Genomic DNA, 14,044 nt, shown 5'->3' on the forward strand with positions numbered 1-14,044 from the left:
CGTAGGCTCGATGGTCGTGACGGACCGCCCGGAGATCTCGCTCTATCTGCGCACTTTTAGCGACCAGCCGAACCAGGACTGGAACGCCGCCCTGCAGGCGGCGCGCGCCATGGATGCCGCCGGTGTCGACCGGGTGGTGGTGTCCGACCACGTTGTGTTCGGTGAGAATCTCGGCGCCTACAGCGACCCCGCTGTGGGGGGAACGCCCGGCGGCAAGCAGCCAACCGGCCCGGACGGTGACTGGCTGGAGCCGCTGATTTTCCTGACTGCCGTGGCGGCGACCACCAGCCGCATCAGGCTTGGAACCGGCGTGCTGCTCGCCGCGCTACGACGACCCGCGGTGCTGGCCAAGCAGGTGGCAACCATCGATGTGCTGTCGGGCGGACGCGTCGACCTTGGGGTCGGGATCGGTTGGCAACGTGAGGAATACGAGGCCGCCGGGTTACCGTTCCGGCGGCGCGGACGGCTACTGGACCACACGCTGGAGGTGTGCCAAGCGTTGTGGACACAGCAACGTGCCTCCTACAGTGCGCCCGAGTTAGCGTTCGACGGCATTCACCAGATGCCCAAACCCGTCCAGCCGGGCGGCGTTCCCATCTGGGTGAGCGGCACCGTCAACCCCGCCGTGGCCCGACGACTGAACCGTTTCGGCCAGCGCTGGATCCCGTGGGGCCCGGCGATCACTGATCTCAAGGGCGCCATCCCGGCCATGCAGCAGGCGATCGCTGATGTCGGTGGCGACCCAAGTGAATTGCGGGTCCAGGCATCCGCTGCCTTGGTGAAGGGCGCGGATCGCTCGATCGACGTGCGGGCCACCGTTGCAGCCGTCCCGCAGATCTTGGCGGACGGGGGCCCGACCATCCATGACATCCGTTTCTCTGGAACCCTTCCTAGCGACCCCGACCGAGCTGCCGAGGTGCTAGCCGAGTTGGTCAGCGCATTCAGAGCCGTCACCGGGTGACGGCGGCTTGCGCCGCGCGATCAAGGCCGCCGAGTGTGAATTCTGCTACGCGACACGGCGATTCAACGTCATGTGATTCACACTCGGCGGGGTAGCAGCGCGGGGTCGCAGCGGTCGGTCACATCCCCACGACGAGATCGTTGAATTGCGGGCAATAGGTCCGCACCGAGATCGCCACATAGGCGTTGGCGACGCCCGCATATGTCGGATTGGCGGTCTGGAAGTCGGTGACAACCGCTTGCACGGTGCTTCCGGCGCTGATGTTCTGGCACACCGTTTTGCCGTTGAGCACAGCCTCTTTGGGATTGGAGAACGAAATGCCGCGGTCGTTGAGCGACCGAATGTACTCCTCGTCCTGAGCGGGCGTCGACGTGATCGATTCGGCGATCAGCGGCGAGGTTGTCGCCGGTGCCGTCGAAACCGGCGGTGCGTTGGCCGTCGTGGTCTTCTTCGTAGTCAGCACCAAGCTCGCCACAATGATCACCGTCGCCAACCCGACACCGATGAGCAGGAGCGCTGCGGCTCTACTCCACACCGTGCTCCACGACTGGGTGGCGGTCTCAGGTTCGCCCTGCGCTTCGGCTGATTCGCCGACTGGTTTGCGCGGGGGCGGCGGTGGTGCCCGGAAGTCGTTCTCGCTCGACCACGCGAGGCCGGCGGATTCGTCGGGAGAGGGGCTGGGCACACCGCCGGTCTCGTGTCTCGGCGGGACGCCGTCGGCCATGAGGCCCATGGTAGCCAGCGGAGCCGAAGAAAGACGAACGGGTCAGGTCAGGTGGCGGTCTCGCCACCTCTTCAGCCGGCTCGTCGGCGCCTGTATCGCGGCCATCACCGAACTCATCGAAGGAGCCACTGACTTGGCGTGGACGGCCGGTTCTGCGAGTGGTGGCCGGTCGCCCTCCCACCATGTCGGCTGTAGCAGCGCCGTCACAACCGGAATCGCCTGCTCCACACTGTTACGTCCCCACTGACATGCCCGATCAATGGCGGTGGCCGAGGGTGCGAGGTTGATCGCGGACAGCGTCGGCTCGAATCGGACTAGGTGGTCGACATAAGGCAGATTGCGCACGATCTGCAGCTGGATCGCCTGGGTGATCGGGGCCAACCACATGTGCCGCGAGTCCCACTGGGGATGAAAACAGTCAAAGGCCAAGTAGCACGCGTTTCGGGTGCCCAGCCTGCCGTCGCGCACTCGTTTCCACGCCAACTCGACGGGCACGTTACTGGCCGCGCCGCCGTCGACGATGGCCGCGATGCCCCGGTCGGCACACAGCTGGTCCAGCAGCGGGACCATGCGGGGATCGCTGGATTCGTGGTGCAGCACGCCAGGAATGGCAGACGAGAAAGATGCCGCGTCGACGACGTCGAAGTCGAGGTCCGGATCGTCCCCACTGACAACGATGGGCTTTACCACTCGAAGGTCGATGAACGCTGCGACCTGCCACATGCGGGCCGCCACCAGCGGGCCCATGCCGATGGGGCGGAACGGCAGCGACCGCAATTGCAGGGCGGCCAGTTCCGGGTGCCGAAACCGTGAGGGCAGCTTCGCATACGGCTGCCTACGTACGCCGGCGATCACGACATCCAGCGGGATCGCCAGGTCCGACATGCGCATCCGTTCGCCGTCCTCACGGCTGAGCAGCGGGTTGGCGAATTTGTCGAACCGCAGCGCGAACAGGCCCGCCAGGCCGTGCCGGCGGCGCAGGCGCTCGGGTCCGAGGATGGCGCGGTAGGACACCGACTTTGCCCACGCCACGTAGTCGTCGATAGGCACCGGCAGCTCGCGGGCCACCAGGCTGCCCATGATCGACCCGAAGGACGAACCGACCATGTAGTCGGGCACTTGGCCGATTTCCAAGAGCCGTTGCATGCCGCCGATGTAGACGAATCCGGCGCCTCCGCCCCCACCCAGTACCGTGACCAACTTCTTGTAGCCGACCTCGGAGTCCAGTTCGTGGGCGGAGAAGTCGTTGGCGTGTCGCTCGATGAGCACCTGCCGCTGGTCGTTCTGTTCCGGCTCCAGAACCGCCAGGGTGTCGCGCGCGGCCTTCAGTGCGGTGACCGGATCCGGCTCCTCGCGCAGGGGCCCGAAGAGCGTGTCGATCACCCGTGACCGCCACGGCGCGACTTCGGCGCCCACCGAGACGTCCCCCCGGCCGCGGCTGCCACCCGGGCCGGCCGCGCCGGGCTCGAAATCGGCGAGTCGGGCGAAGTTGAGGATGTAGCGCAGCTTGCGCAGATCCTCGCTGCTGAGCACGTCCGGGTTGGCGAGGTTGTGCCGGACCAGGCGGCTCTCCATCTTCTGCAGCAGTAGCGCAGGGTCCACCGTTGGCAGGTCGACGGTGTCCAGGGCGGCATCGGTTTCGCGGGTTTCCTCGTCGATCTCGTCGATCCCGTCGATCCCGTCGAGTTCATCGAGGGCGTCGAGGGCGATTTCGTCGCTCTCCGGCAGAGCGTCGATCTCGTCGGGAGGTGCGCCGCGTTTGATTAGCCGGTTACGGATGGTGTCGGCTATCCGTATCTCCATCGGTCAGCGTCCTGGGACCGGCACGGTAGGCAGCGCTGAGGTCCCCGGCCAGCAGCCCAGCGGGCTGATCCCCTTGTTGATGGCGGCGGTGATGCAGTTCTGGACCACAACGTTGGGATCGTTGCTGATCGAGCGGGACAGGATCTCGTTCGCCTTGGCCTGTGCTTCGGCGGTCCGCTGGGATTCCTGCGCGATCGAGGTCTGGGCGCGTTGCTGGTTGAGCTGGTTGATCTTGTCTTCGGTGCCCTGGTCGTACTGGATGGTGGGGACGTTGACGTCGAAGATGTCTACTTGGCCGCTCACATCTTTGCGCATGATGTCGGCGGCGCGCCGGGCCAGGCCGGGCAGCGGCGAGACGTCGAGGTTCTGCGGGTCCAGCGGGTTGAAGGCGGCGAAAACCTCGTTGAGCGCGACCGACAGGTTGCGCTCGATCAGGTTGACCCGAACGTTGTCGAACGTCTTGTACTGCTGGAACAGTTCGGGCGCGGCGGCCTGCTTGAGTTGCCAACGGATGCTGACGTCAGCCCAGGCGGTTGATTGGTTGCCCAGGCGGACCATGATGCGTTCGTCGTGGCTGCCCACCTTGACGTATTTGTCGATTTGGACGGCGCCGTCCATCTGGTGGGTCATCTGCCATGGGAACTTGGCGTGAAAGCCGTTGTTCAGGCTCACCCCGGAGGGACGTCCGAAGGTCGTCACGATCGCGATCTGACGGGTGCCGACGATCACGAAGCAGCCGAGCAGGAAGCTCAGGACTGCCACTACCAGCGCGCCGATCGTGACCGTCCTGGCGGCCGCGCCTCCGCCGTCGCCGCGATTGAGTAGCCAGAACAAGCCCGCTACTCCAGCGACGATGAGGCCGATTACGAAGAACAGGATCTGCCAGGTCATCCCCCGACTCCTTCTGCTTGGTTTAGTGCCGACCGTGTTGTTTGGAAGACTAGGCTGCGGCCATGTCCATTGACCGTGCCGCACTCATTGCGGGCAGCATTCGACTCGCCTCTGGCATCTCCTTCCTTGTCGACCCCGTGCGAGCCAATCGGCTTTGGGGCGGTGGCTCGGAGGAGTCCTCTCCGACCGCACAGTTGTTGCTGCGCTCGATGGGTTACCGCGACGCGCTGATCGGTGGCTTGCTGACGACCGCGGCGCTGCGCGGCAAGAACACTCGAGGCTGGTTCCTTGCGTCCGGCGGTGCCGACGCGGCCGACCTGTTGGGCGGGCTCAGTGTGCATAGCGAACTCAAACCCGCGCAACGCGTCATCGGGTTGGGTGGTGCCGTCGTCGGTATCGGCGTCGGTTTGTGGGGCGCGGCGCGCCCGACCACCCGTCGCGATCAGCGGGCGCTGTCGGACACCGTCAGCGGCGACGAGTAGTCGACCATGGACTTTGGTGTTCTGACGTTTGTGACCGACGAGGGCATCGGCCCGGCAGAGCTTGGGGCGGCACTCGAAGAGCGCGGCTTCGAGTCCTTGTTTCTGGCTGAGCACACGCACATCCCGGTCAACCACTCGAGTCCCTATCCGGGTGGTGGCGAAATCCCGCGGAAGTACTACCGACCGCTGGACCCCTTTGTGGCGTTGGCGGCGGCGGCCGTCGCCACCGAGCGGCTGGTGCTCGGCACCGGTATCGCGCTGATCCCGGAGCGGGATCCGATCATCACGGCCAAGGAAGTCGCTTCGTTGGATCTGGTGTCGGGCGGGCGTTTTCGCCTCGGCGTGGGTGTGGGCTGGTTGCGTGAAGAGGTGGCCAACCACGGTGTCGATCCGGCGGTGCGCGGCCGCGTCGCCGAGGAGCGGTTGCGCGCGATGATAGAGATCTGGACCAAGGACGAAGCCGAATTTCACGGCGAATACGTGAATTTCGACCCGATCTACTGTTGGCCCAAACCCGCCACCAAGCCTTATCCGCCGTTTTACATCGGTGGGGGACCGGCGAGCTTCAAGCGCATCGCCCGGTTGGGTGCGGGGTGGATCGCCATCAGCCCCACGCCGGAGCTGTTAGCGGTGGTGCTGCAGGACCTGCGCGCCGTCGCCGGTGCCGATGTGCGGGTGACCGTCTGCCAGTGGGGCGAGCAGACCGCGGACGGTGTTGCGGGTTACCAGGCTTTGGGGGTGGAGCGAGTCCTGTTGGAGCTGCCGACCGCGCCGCGCGACGAGACGCTGCGATACCTCGACGCCATGGCGGCCGACCTCGCGCAGCTGGGGTAGTCAGCGGCGACTGGTGCTTTGTCGAAGGTGAGTCCTGTGGCCCAAAAGCGTTGGCAGTTGGTGCATATCCCTTACGTTCGGTGAGTCACGTTCGGCGAGGCACGTCCGGCACTAGCTTTCGCGCTGGTAGTCAAGGTTGACGTTGGGCGTGGTTGATCAGCCGGGCTGATGCTCGGCTTGTGGCGCGATGAACGGTGTGTCGTTGTTGGTCGGTGGGCCGTCGTGTTCCGGCAGGCTGATTAGTCGCCGTGAGCGGCAGGCTTTCGTGTGCGCCGTGATGGCGGCCCAGGGCGAGCGGGCGGCAAGCTAGGTTTCGCCGTCGTGCGGCATAGCTACCGTGGCCGTCACCGTTCGCCGCTGAGCCTTCCTTGACGATAGCGCTGTTCATCGAAGGGTTGTTGGGTTCGTAGCAGTCGGTATGACAGCCGGCAGGCATGACGCGCGAGCGCGACACGGGCCTGTATCGGGGCCATCCCTCGCGCGTGAAGTTCAGCGTTGCGCTCGATGAAAGACGGTGAGCACTGCGACAGTCCCCACGCGATGCCCATCAGTGCGTCGCGATGCTCGGCCAGGCCCTGACGTGAAATGCGGCCACGCCGGTTCAGCGTGGCCGATTGGTAGAGTGCTGGCGCCAAACCTGTTGCCGAGTAGAGATGTTCAGCATCAGGGAAGCGTTGGATGGGAAGGCTGTGCGCGGCGAAGGCTGCCGCACGAACGGAGGCGACGCCGGGCAGAGTGGTTAGGATCTGGCCGTCGGTCTCGGCCAATAAGGCCACGACTTCGACGTCGAGGGCATCGATGTCTGTCCGGGGCGGCGGTACCGGGCCAGATCACGCCCCAGTCGGTGCGCACGTTGATCAGCATCGGCCGGCGGAGGCAGACATCCGCGCCACCGCTGCAGCCAGTACTGGGCGGTGCTGGTCGTCAATCGGCCCGGAGCCCGGCGCATCAGCGACCGCAGTTGCGGTGGTCGTCCTGCAAACACGGCAGCACACGCCAGCACCGCCAGACCCGTCGGAGTCTCCAACGCCAAAGATCGCCCGTGACCCGCCGGCGCCGACAATCCAGGGCACAACGCATTGAGCTGGTCGTGCAGTCGCTGCTGGGCGACCTTGCGGTCGGCTACCAATCCGCGACGATGTCGCACCGCGGCACGTAACGCTTCGACCGGCGATTCCTGGCCGTAGCGGCGACCGCCGCCCTGGCGGGCCATGTACGTCAACGCTGCGCAGTCGCGATCATCGGTCTTGAACCTGCCCGAACCCAGCTGTGTGCGAGCAGATTTCGTCTCCGACGGCGCGAACAGCCGCACGCAACCAGGATGGCGCCGTTCCAGTTCGGCGACCCACGGCCGGTGCAGACTGCCGGTCGCCTCGATCGCGATCACGGGCGCATCTCGGCCATGTTTGTTCAGCGCCAGCTCAAGCTGTGCGATGCCTTCTCGCGAGACCGACAACGACATCGGACCAGCGAGCAGACCGGACCCCTCACTGATCCACACCCGATTGAACGCCTTGCCAGGATCCACGGCAACGATCACCGTGGACGGATCAAGCGCAACCTCCAACACCGACATGAGCAGCCTCCTCCGAAACGGACCTCCTACGAGAATCCGCCCAGTGCCTACTCACGGCCTATCAGCTAAACCGGCCCAGTACCCGGCGCACCAGGCTTTCGCTTTCGGGTGGCTGCCGTCGGACGTACGGCCATGGCTGATTGCGCTCAGGGACTGACGCCGCCCGTTGCTGTTTGAGCTGCGTCCTCAAGTGCTGGCGCAGCTCGTGCAGCTCGGGGTCCGTCCAGCGGTTCTGCGACTCGATGGGATCGACGGTCAAATCGTAGAGCTCCCATTGGTCGTCGAGCGGGTCGGTCCGAAATGCCTCACCGCCCAACCCGTTTGCGGCGAGGTGACGCACGCCCGGCTCGGTCCAGGTGGCGGGGTCGTCGAAGGTGCGCACCAACTTCCACAGGTGCCCGGCGCCGCCGCTGGCATCGGCATCGGAGACGCGCACCACCAGCCCCTCGAAATTCGAGGCCACGTGGGCGGGCAGCTTAATACGAAGTGGCGCAGGGGGATTCACCATGTGGCCCAGTTGTCGGGCCAACGCCGACGCGCCGGTGTCGCCTTCGAGCACGTTGTCGCGCGTCATCAGATAAACGGCACGTCCCTCGTCGGCCGGAGCGCCGTCCACCACCGGCATCAGGTCGCGGCCGGGCAGCGGATGCACTTCGGAGAACGATTTCGTGAGATCCTCGGCCACCGCGTCCACATCGACGCCGGCCGCGCTGAGCAACGTCGGCACCAGGTCGACATGCGACGTCGGCGCCTCCACCGTCCGCGGCGCCGTGGCGTTCTCCCCGATGCGGGCGACGACGAACGGGACCCTGGTCGCTTCGTCGTACATGTTGAACCACTTCTGGTGCAGGCCGCCGTGGGCGCCGAGCAACTCGCCATGGTCGGATGTCCGCACCAGGACGGCGTTTTCGGATCCGCCTTCGGTGACGGCGCGACGCACCCGGTCGAGCGGCCCGTCGACCTCGGCGTGCAGGCGGTAGTAGAGGTCGCGGTAGCGCTGCGCGAAGTGTTGGTAACTGCGACTGACCGCGGGCGCGACGCCATACCCGGAGTAATAGGCCTCCCGAAAGGCGATCTGGGCGGCGGGTTTTGACTTGAGGTCCTCGTCGGCGGTGGGCGCCGGCGGCACGTGCGGCGGGTCGAGGGGCGACGGCTTGACCGGGCTGCGTCGCACCCACGCCGGGAACAGCACGATGTCATGCGGGTTGACAAAGCTGGCAACCAGCAGGAACGGGCGCAGGGCTTCGGCGTCGCCCGCGCGACGTCGCGCATAGCGATCCTCGAGCCATGCGACTACCCGGTCGGCGATCAGTGGGTCACGCCGAAATCCGCTGTTGGCGTTGCCCGCCCCATGCGGTTCGGGGCCCACCCATCCCGAGAAACCGTACGGGCTCAACGGGTCCGCCTCGAGATAACGTTGCACGGCGGCCGCATCGACGACGCCGTCGTCGTCATTGGTGGCCAACGGTTTCCCGGTGGCCGGGTCGTGCAGGTCTGCGTGGGAGATGTGCCACTTGCCGTCGTAGTGGGTGTCATACCCCGCCGCGCGGAACCAGTTGCCCAGTGTCGGCACCTCGCCCTGGCGCAACCAACGCAGCCGTGAATCGTCGTATCGCTTACCGATGCCGTCGGTTTGGGTGACGCCGTGCAGGTCCGGGTACTGGCCGGTGAAGATCGTCGGACGGGACGGGACGCAGGCGAGCGATCCGGTGTAGTGCCGGGTGAAATTGACCCCGTGCTCGTCAAACCAGCGCCGGCCGGTCAGAGTGCGCTGCCGCCAATCGCGTACATCGTCCGGCTCATAGGGCGGGATGGCACGCTCTTCATCGGTCATCAGGATGATGATGTCGGGACGATCAGGCATGCGCGTTCTCCAATCGTTTTGCCAGCCCGGCGAGCATCGAGTCGGACTGTTTTGCCATGAGTCGGAGCGTGACCCACTCCGCCATGCGTGCTGGCGGGCCGCTGCCGGCATCGACGGTGCTGGTGAGCGTCACTCGGGTTGCTGCGCCGTCGGGACGCAGCGTCCACCGGTTGGCGACCTTGCCCAGTCGGGGTGGCAGTCCTTCGATGTCGTAGGCAAGGGTTGCGGGCGGGTCGAACTCGGTGATGCGCTCGACCAGCGTGTTACTGCCCACTTGTACGCGCCGCGTGGTGCCCACTGGTTCGCCGTTGGGGCCGTGGTTGAGCACACAGGAGTGGTCGACGCCGTCGGCCCATGAGCTCAGTGCGCCGAAGTCGGCGAGGATGTCCCAGATTGCCTGTGGGTCGGCCGCAATCGTCCGGGTTCGGCTGATGTCTGCCACGGGCATCATTGTGCACGGAGGCCGCCGTCGCGGTGGTCGTTGGGCACGCGGTCTGAATGCAGCCGTAATCGGGCTGCGACTTGTCCGGTGCCTTGACCCCGTACCTGACACAATGCTAAGCAAGTGCTCAGCATCATATTGAGGGAAAGGGATCGACGTTGACCCTGCAGACCGTTCTCGACGAGATTCGCACGCGCCCGGGCAAGGGCGAGGTGATTCCGATCATCAATCCGGCGACGGAAGAGCAGATCACCGAGTTCACCGACTGTGGCGAAGAGGCGGTCGACGACGCCGTCGCGCGGGCCAAGGCGGCCTTCGATTCCGGCGTCTGGTCCCAGCTGCCCGGACGGCAGCGGGCCAAGATCATGTGGCGCATCGCCGATTTGATCGACGAGCACGCCGACGAGTTCGCTCAACTCGACTCGCTGAACACCGGCATGCCGCTGATGCAGGCGCAATTGCAGATGTCCACCTGCTCGGAGTTCTTTCGCTACTACGCCGGCTGGTGTTCGAAGCTCAACGGCGTCGCATACGACGTGAAGACCGACGGCATCGCCACGGACACCTTCGTCAGCATGCACGCCTACACCCTCAAGGAGCCCTACAGCGTGGTGGGGCTGATCTTCCCGTGGAACGGCCCGATCTTCAACGCCTGCGCCAAGCTCGCGCCGGCCTTGGCGGCCGGCTGCAGCATGGTGGTCAAGCCCGCCGAGGAGACGCCGTTGTCGGCGCTGTTGCTCGACAGGCTGATCCACGAGGCCGGCGTGCCCGAGGGAGTGGTCAACCTGTTGACCGGCTACGGCCACACCGCCGGCGCGGCGATCACGAGGCATCCCGGCGTCGAGAAGGTCGCGTTCACCGGGTCGACCGAGGTGGGCAAGGAGATCGTGCGGGCATCCGCCGGCAACCTGAAGAAGATCACTCTCGAGCTCGGCGGGAAGTCGCCGGTGCTGATCTTCGACGACGCCGACATGAGCAAGTGCATTCTGATGGCGGCGCTGGGCATCTTCGTGCACTCCGGTCAGGGCTGCGTGTGCGGATCGCGGATCTTCGCCCAGCGGGGCGTTTACGACCAGGTGGTGGAAGGCATTGCCGCCATGGCGAATACGTTCAAGCTGGGTGCTCCCAGCGAGGAGGGCTGCGTAAGTGGTCCGCTGATCAGCCAGAAGCAACTGAACCGCGTCATGGGTTTCATCGACGAGGGCAAGAGTGAAGGCGTCGACGTGGTCACCGGCGGATACCGGTTGGACCGCAAGGGTTACTTCGTCCACCCCACAGTGCTCACCAATGTCGACCCCGGTATGCGCCTGTACCAAGAGGAAATCTTCGGGCCGGTGGTCAGCATCCTGCCGTTCGACGACGAAGACGAAGCTGTCGCCATGGCCAACGACACCACCTACGGTTTGGCGGCCACCGCTTGGACGGAAAACGTGGGCCGGGCCCACCGCATCGTCAAGCGGCTGCAGGCCGGCAGCGTGCAGGTGAACTGCCAGCTTGTGTTCGATCACGACGTGCCCTTCGGCGGTCACAAGCAATCCGGCTGGGGTCACGAGTTCGGCCGCGAGGGCATCGAGATCTACCTGAAGACCAAGTCGGTCTGGGCCCAGCTGTAACGGCTATACCGCCTATACCGGCTATGCCGTGATGCGGAGCCGCTCCCACCCGCGCACGGTTGACGTTGGCGCGAGCTTGAGGCTGTCGTAGTCGATACCCCATTCGGGCCACCGGTTGAGCAACTCGTCGAGCGCTACCCGCCCTTCGAGGCGGGCGAGGTTGGCGCCGAGGCAGTAGTGCACGCCCTTGCCGAACGTCAGGTGCGAAATGTTGTTGCGGTGGATGTTGAACGTGTCAGGATCCTCGTATCGCGCCGGGTCTCGGTTGGCGGCACCGAACAGCAGCAACACGGCGCTGCCGGCCGGCACCGTGGTCCCATAGGCCTCCCAGTCGCGAAGGGTGTAGCGCCCGACGTGCGGGCCCGTCGGCTCGAAGCGCAAGGTCTCGTCGACCGCGCGGTTCAGCAACGAGCGGTCCTGCGCGATCTCGCGGCGCTGGTCGGGATGTTCGGCGAGCACCTTGGCCAGCCAGCCGATCAGTCGGCCCGTGGTCTCGTTGCCCGCACCGGCCACGACCTGGGTGTAGTGCAGAACCTCTTTGCGCGTCAGCTTTCTCGTCACGCCGTGCTCGTCTTCGAACTCGACGTTGAGCAGTGCGGTCATCAGGTCGTCGGAGGGGTTCTTGGCCCGCCATTCGACGTAGTCGGCGTAGATCCGGCCGTCGGCGATGGCGTCGGGGTCGGCGACCTTCATCGGTGCGCCGGGGCGGGTGCGTAGGTTGGCATCGTTGGCGTCGCGCACCTCGATCTGTTCTTCTTCGGGAATGCCGAGCAGCATGCCGATGACGCGCATCGGCATCATCGCGGCGAGTTCGGCGATGATGTCGAACCCGTCCGAACCAACCAGCGGGTCAAGGCATTTGACGCAGTAACGCCGAATCTGGTCTTCGATGGCGGCCATTCGGCGTGGCGTGAAGACGCGTCCCATCACCCCGCGCAGCCTGGTGTGGGTCGGCGGGTCCTCGAACATCATCACCCCGGGGGGCATGTCGAACTTCGACTTGATCAGTTCGAGGATGTCACTTCGACTGTTGGAGAACGTCTCCCAATCCGACAGCGCCTTCTCCACGTCGGCGTACCGCGATATCGCCCAGAAGTCGTAGCGCTCGTTGTAATACAGCGGCGCCTCTTCGCGCAGGCGCGCGAAAGTGGGATAGGGGTTGGCGGTGATGTTGACGTCGTAGGGGTCGTAGTAGACGTCGGTTTGTGGTGCGTCGGGTGCGATCGTCATGAGCGAGGATCCTTTACTTCAGGCAACTTCCGGCGCTGACGGGACAGCGTGACGCCGGTAGGTACCGGGCCTCTTCGGAGGCGAGGAAGAGCAAACGGCGACGTGCTCGGCCATCGATCCTCCTCGAACAGTAACCGTGTTACCGTTGAACGGTAACCGCGTTACACCGCCGGTGCAAGGGTGAAGGGCCACAGTGGTCAGTGCCGAAGTAAAGGCCGAAGTAAAGTCCGGCGCCGCCGCAGACCAGCGGCAGGATCGCCTCCTCGACATCGTCGTGGAAATCCTGGAAACGCAGGGTTACGACGCCGTGCAGCTGCGCGAGGTCGCCCGTCGTGCCCGGACATCGTTGGCGACCATCTACAAGCGCTATCCGACCCGGGATTCGCTGATCGTGGCCGCCCTCGAGCGGTGGATGGACGAGAACCGCTTCGCCGGTTTGGCCACGCAGACCCACGAGCCGAACGAGTCGATCTACGACGGCCTGATGCGGGTGTTTCGGACCATCTTCGAACCGTGGGAGCGACATCCCGACATGCTCAGGGCATATCACCGCGCGCGGTCGGCCCCGGGCGGCCATAGGCTGGTCGACCGCGGCCTAGACGCCGTCATACCCGCCACGATGGCGGTGCTCGCCGACGCTGAGGCCGACCTGGTCGAGGAACTGCCCCCGATCGTTTCAAACCTCGCATACGGCCTGGTGGCGCGCTTTACCGCCGGCGAGATCGACATCACCGAAATACTGCCGATCCTGGATCGCGCGTTGTTTCGGCTGACGGTCAACGCGGGGACAGGATGACGACGGGGATTTCGCGTTCGGTCCAGCTTTGGTATTTGGCGAAGTCGGGGTAGAGCTCGACCAACCGGGGCCATAGGGTCGCGCGCTCCTCAGGAGAGGCAACGTGCGCGGAGACTTCCAGGTTGGGCCGACCCTTGACATGGATTCGCGTGTCGGGGGTGGCAACCAGGTTGAAGTACCACTGCGGGTTCTTCGGCAGACCGCCTTGCGAAGCGACGATGACGAAGTCCTTGCCGTCCTCCAGATACAGCAGGGGAGTGGTGAACTGCTTGCCCGACTTGCGTCCGCGATGTTCGAGCAGCAGCGTCGGCACCGGGTTGCGGAAGCCGGCACCCACGCGCCACTTGTTGCCGATGCGTCCGTTGGTCAGCTTGAAGACCGCCACGTGTGCCTTGGACATGTACTTGATGACCTTGGCCGTGGCCGGTGACGTCAGTCCGGACGGGGCCTCGTTTGGCAGGGCGAACTTCGGCATCGATAACTGCTTGTGCTAGGGAGTGTTTCGCGTCAGCCGCACCGTCGGTCGCGGTTAGGAGGTTCTGGCGTACCTGCGGACGAGGTCGTTCTCGCTGAACGTGCCCGTGTGCTGGCGGCCATCGGCATCACTGCCGAAAAACGTCCACTGCTTGGGGGTTTTCTTCGGTTCGCCGATCAGCTTGACCTTGTACCGATACGCGCTCGGCCGCAGCGTGCCGATGATGTCGCCGATGCGAATCTCCGAGGGGTGAATCTCGGGTGCATCGGACCAGTTGGGATTCGTCATAGCACCCGTCCTCGTCATAATGTTGCTCCCACTCTAGCCCGACAAGGGCAGTCGCATACGGTTAG

General features: G+C 65.3%; 15 protein-coding genes. 5 read left to right on the forward strand and 10 right to left on the reverse strand.

The genetic code is table 11. The features are described from left to right. Positions 1-10: 10 nt before the first annotated feature. Positions 11-961, forward strand: coding sequence for a TIGR03619 family F420-dependent LLM class oxidoreductase (locus tag G6N68_RS06910; protein WP_163709569.1), 951 nt, complete (start codon positions 11-13; stop codon positions 959-961). A 118-nt stretch (positions 962-1,079) separates the two neighbouring features. Here G6N68_RS06910 and G6N68_RS06915 read toward each other — a convergent pair whose 3' ends face one another. From G6N68_RS06915 to G6N68_RS06925, 3 genes are read right to left on the reverse strand one after another with little or no spacing between them, the layout of a single operon-like run. Then, a complete protein-coding gene (locus G6N68_RS06915) occupies positions 1,080-1,685 on the reverse strand; it encodes a DUF732 domain-containing protein (protein ID WP_163709571.1) in 606 nt (201 codons plus the stop codon). A gap of 42 nt (positions 1,686-1,727) precedes the next feature. Beyond that, positions 1,728-3,488 carry a patatin-like phospholipase family protein gene (locus G6N68_RS06920; RefSeq protein ID WP_163709572.1) on the reverse strand — a complete coding sequence of 587 codons (1,761 nt, stop codon included), beginning with the start codon at positions 3,486-3,488 and terminating at the stop codon, positions 1,728-1,730. A gap of 3 nt (positions 3,489-3,491) precedes the next feature. Next, positions 3,492-4,379 (reverse strand): Rv3090 family protease, encoded by an 888-nt coding sequence (locus G6N68_RS06925; RefSeq protein ID WP_163709573.1) that lies wholly within the window; start codon positions 4,377-4,379, stop codon positions 3,492-3,494. Positions 4,380-4,441: 62 nt separating this feature from the next. Here G6N68_RS06925 and G6N68_RS06930 point away from each other — a divergent pair, with 62 nt between their 5' ends. Both G6N68_RS06930 and G6N68_RS06935 read left to right on the forward strand, forming a co-directional pair. After that, positions 4,442-4,861, forward strand: coding sequence for a DUF4267 domain-containing protein (locus G6N68_RS06930; RefSeq protein WP_163709574.1), 420 nt, complete (start codon positions 4,442-4,444; stop codon positions 4,859-4,861). Between the two features lie 6 nt (positions 4,862-4,867). Then, entirely contained in the window at positions 4,868-5,695 is an 828-nt protein-coding gene (locus G6N68_RS06935) for an LLM class F420-dependent oxidoreductase (protein WP_163709575.1), read from the forward strand. A gap of 344 nt (positions 5,696-6,039) precedes the next feature. Here G6N68_RS06935 and G6N68_RS06940 read toward each other — a convergent pair whose 3' ends face one another. The 4 genes from G6N68_RS06940 to G6N68_RS06955 all read right to left on the reverse strand — a co-directional run bounded on the left by G6N68_RS06940 (position 6,040) and on the right by G6N68_RS06955 (position 9,577). Continuing rightward, entirely contained in the window at positions 6,040-6,462 is a 423-nt protein-coding gene (locus tag G6N68_RS06940) for a transposase (protein WP_163709577.1), read from the reverse strand. Then, positions 6,435-7,271, reverse strand: a complete 837-nt coding sequence (locus G6N68_RS06945; protein ID WP_163709580.1) for an IS110 family transposase — start codon at positions 7,269-7,271, stop codon at positions 6,435-6,437. Before G6N68_RS06945 ends, G6N68_RS06940 begins: the two co-directional genes overlap by 28 nt. A gap of 61 nt (positions 7,272-7,332) precedes the next feature. After that, positions 7,333-9,135 carry a sulfatase family protein gene (locus G6N68_RS06950; protein ID WP_163709582.1) on the reverse strand — a complete coding sequence of 601 codons (1,803 nt, stop codon included), beginning with the start codon at positions 9,133-9,135 and terminating at the stop codon, positions 7,333-7,335. Beyond that, positions 9,128-9,577, reverse strand: coding sequence for an SRPBCC family protein (locus G6N68_RS06955; protein WP_371871545.1), 450 nt, complete (start codon positions 9,575-9,577; stop codon positions 9,128-9,130). The genes G6N68_RS06950 and G6N68_RS06955 overlap by 8 nt, the downstream gene beginning before the upstream one ends. Positions 9,578-9,735: 158 nt before the next feature. Here G6N68_RS06955 and G6N68_RS06960 point away from each other — a divergent pair, with 158 nt between their 5' ends. After that, positions 9,736-11,190, forward strand: coding sequence for an aldehyde dehydrogenase family protein (locus G6N68_RS06960; protein WP_163709586.1), 1,455 nt, complete (start codon positions 9,736-9,738; stop codon positions 11,188-11,190). Positions 11,191-11,211: 21 nt separating this feature from the next. Here G6N68_RS06960 and G6N68_RS06965 read toward each other — a convergent pair whose 3' ends face one another. After that, the gene (locus G6N68_RS06965; protein ID WP_163709588.1) at positions 11,212-12,420 is read right to left on the reverse strand and encodes a cytochrome P450; all 1,209 of its coding nucleotides are present in this window, start codon (positions 12,418-12,420) and stop codon (positions 11,212-11,214) included. A gap of 193 nt (positions 12,421-12,613) precedes the next feature. Between G6N68_RS06965 and G6N68_RS06970 the strand changes: the two genes are divergently transcribed. Then, a complete protein-coding gene (locus G6N68_RS06970) occupies positions 12,614-13,216 on the forward strand; it encodes a TetR/AcrR family transcriptional regulator (protein WP_163709591.1) in 603 nt (200 codons plus the stop codon). Here G6N68_RS06970 and G6N68_RS06975 read toward each other — a convergent pair. Together G6N68_RS06975 and G6N68_RS06980 are read right to left on the reverse strand one after the other, a co-directional pair. Next, positions 13,197-13,691: a nitroreductase family deazaflavin-dependent oxidoreductase gene (locus G6N68_RS06975; protein WP_163709593.1), complete on the reverse strand. Its 495-nt coding sequence runs from the start codon at positions 13,689-13,691 to the stop codon at positions 13,197-13,199. The two genes, G6N68_RS06970 and G6N68_RS06975, sit on opposite strands and share 20 nt — an antisense overlap. A gap of 54 nt (positions 13,692-13,745) precedes the next feature. Beyond that, positions 13,746-13,979 carry a hypothetical protein gene (locus tag G6N68_RS06980; RefSeq protein ID WP_163709595.1) on the reverse strand — a complete coding sequence of 78 codons (234 nt, stop codon included), beginning with the start codon at positions 13,977-13,979 and terminating at the stop codon, positions 13,746-13,748. Positions 13,980-14,044: the final 65 nt, after the last annotated feature.

The sequence above is a fragment of the Mycobacterium bourgelatii genome (assembly GCF_010723575.1).
Lineage (GTDB): Bacteria > Actinomycetota > Actinomycetes > Mycobacteriales > Mycobacteriaceae > Mycobacterium > Mycobacterium bourgelatii.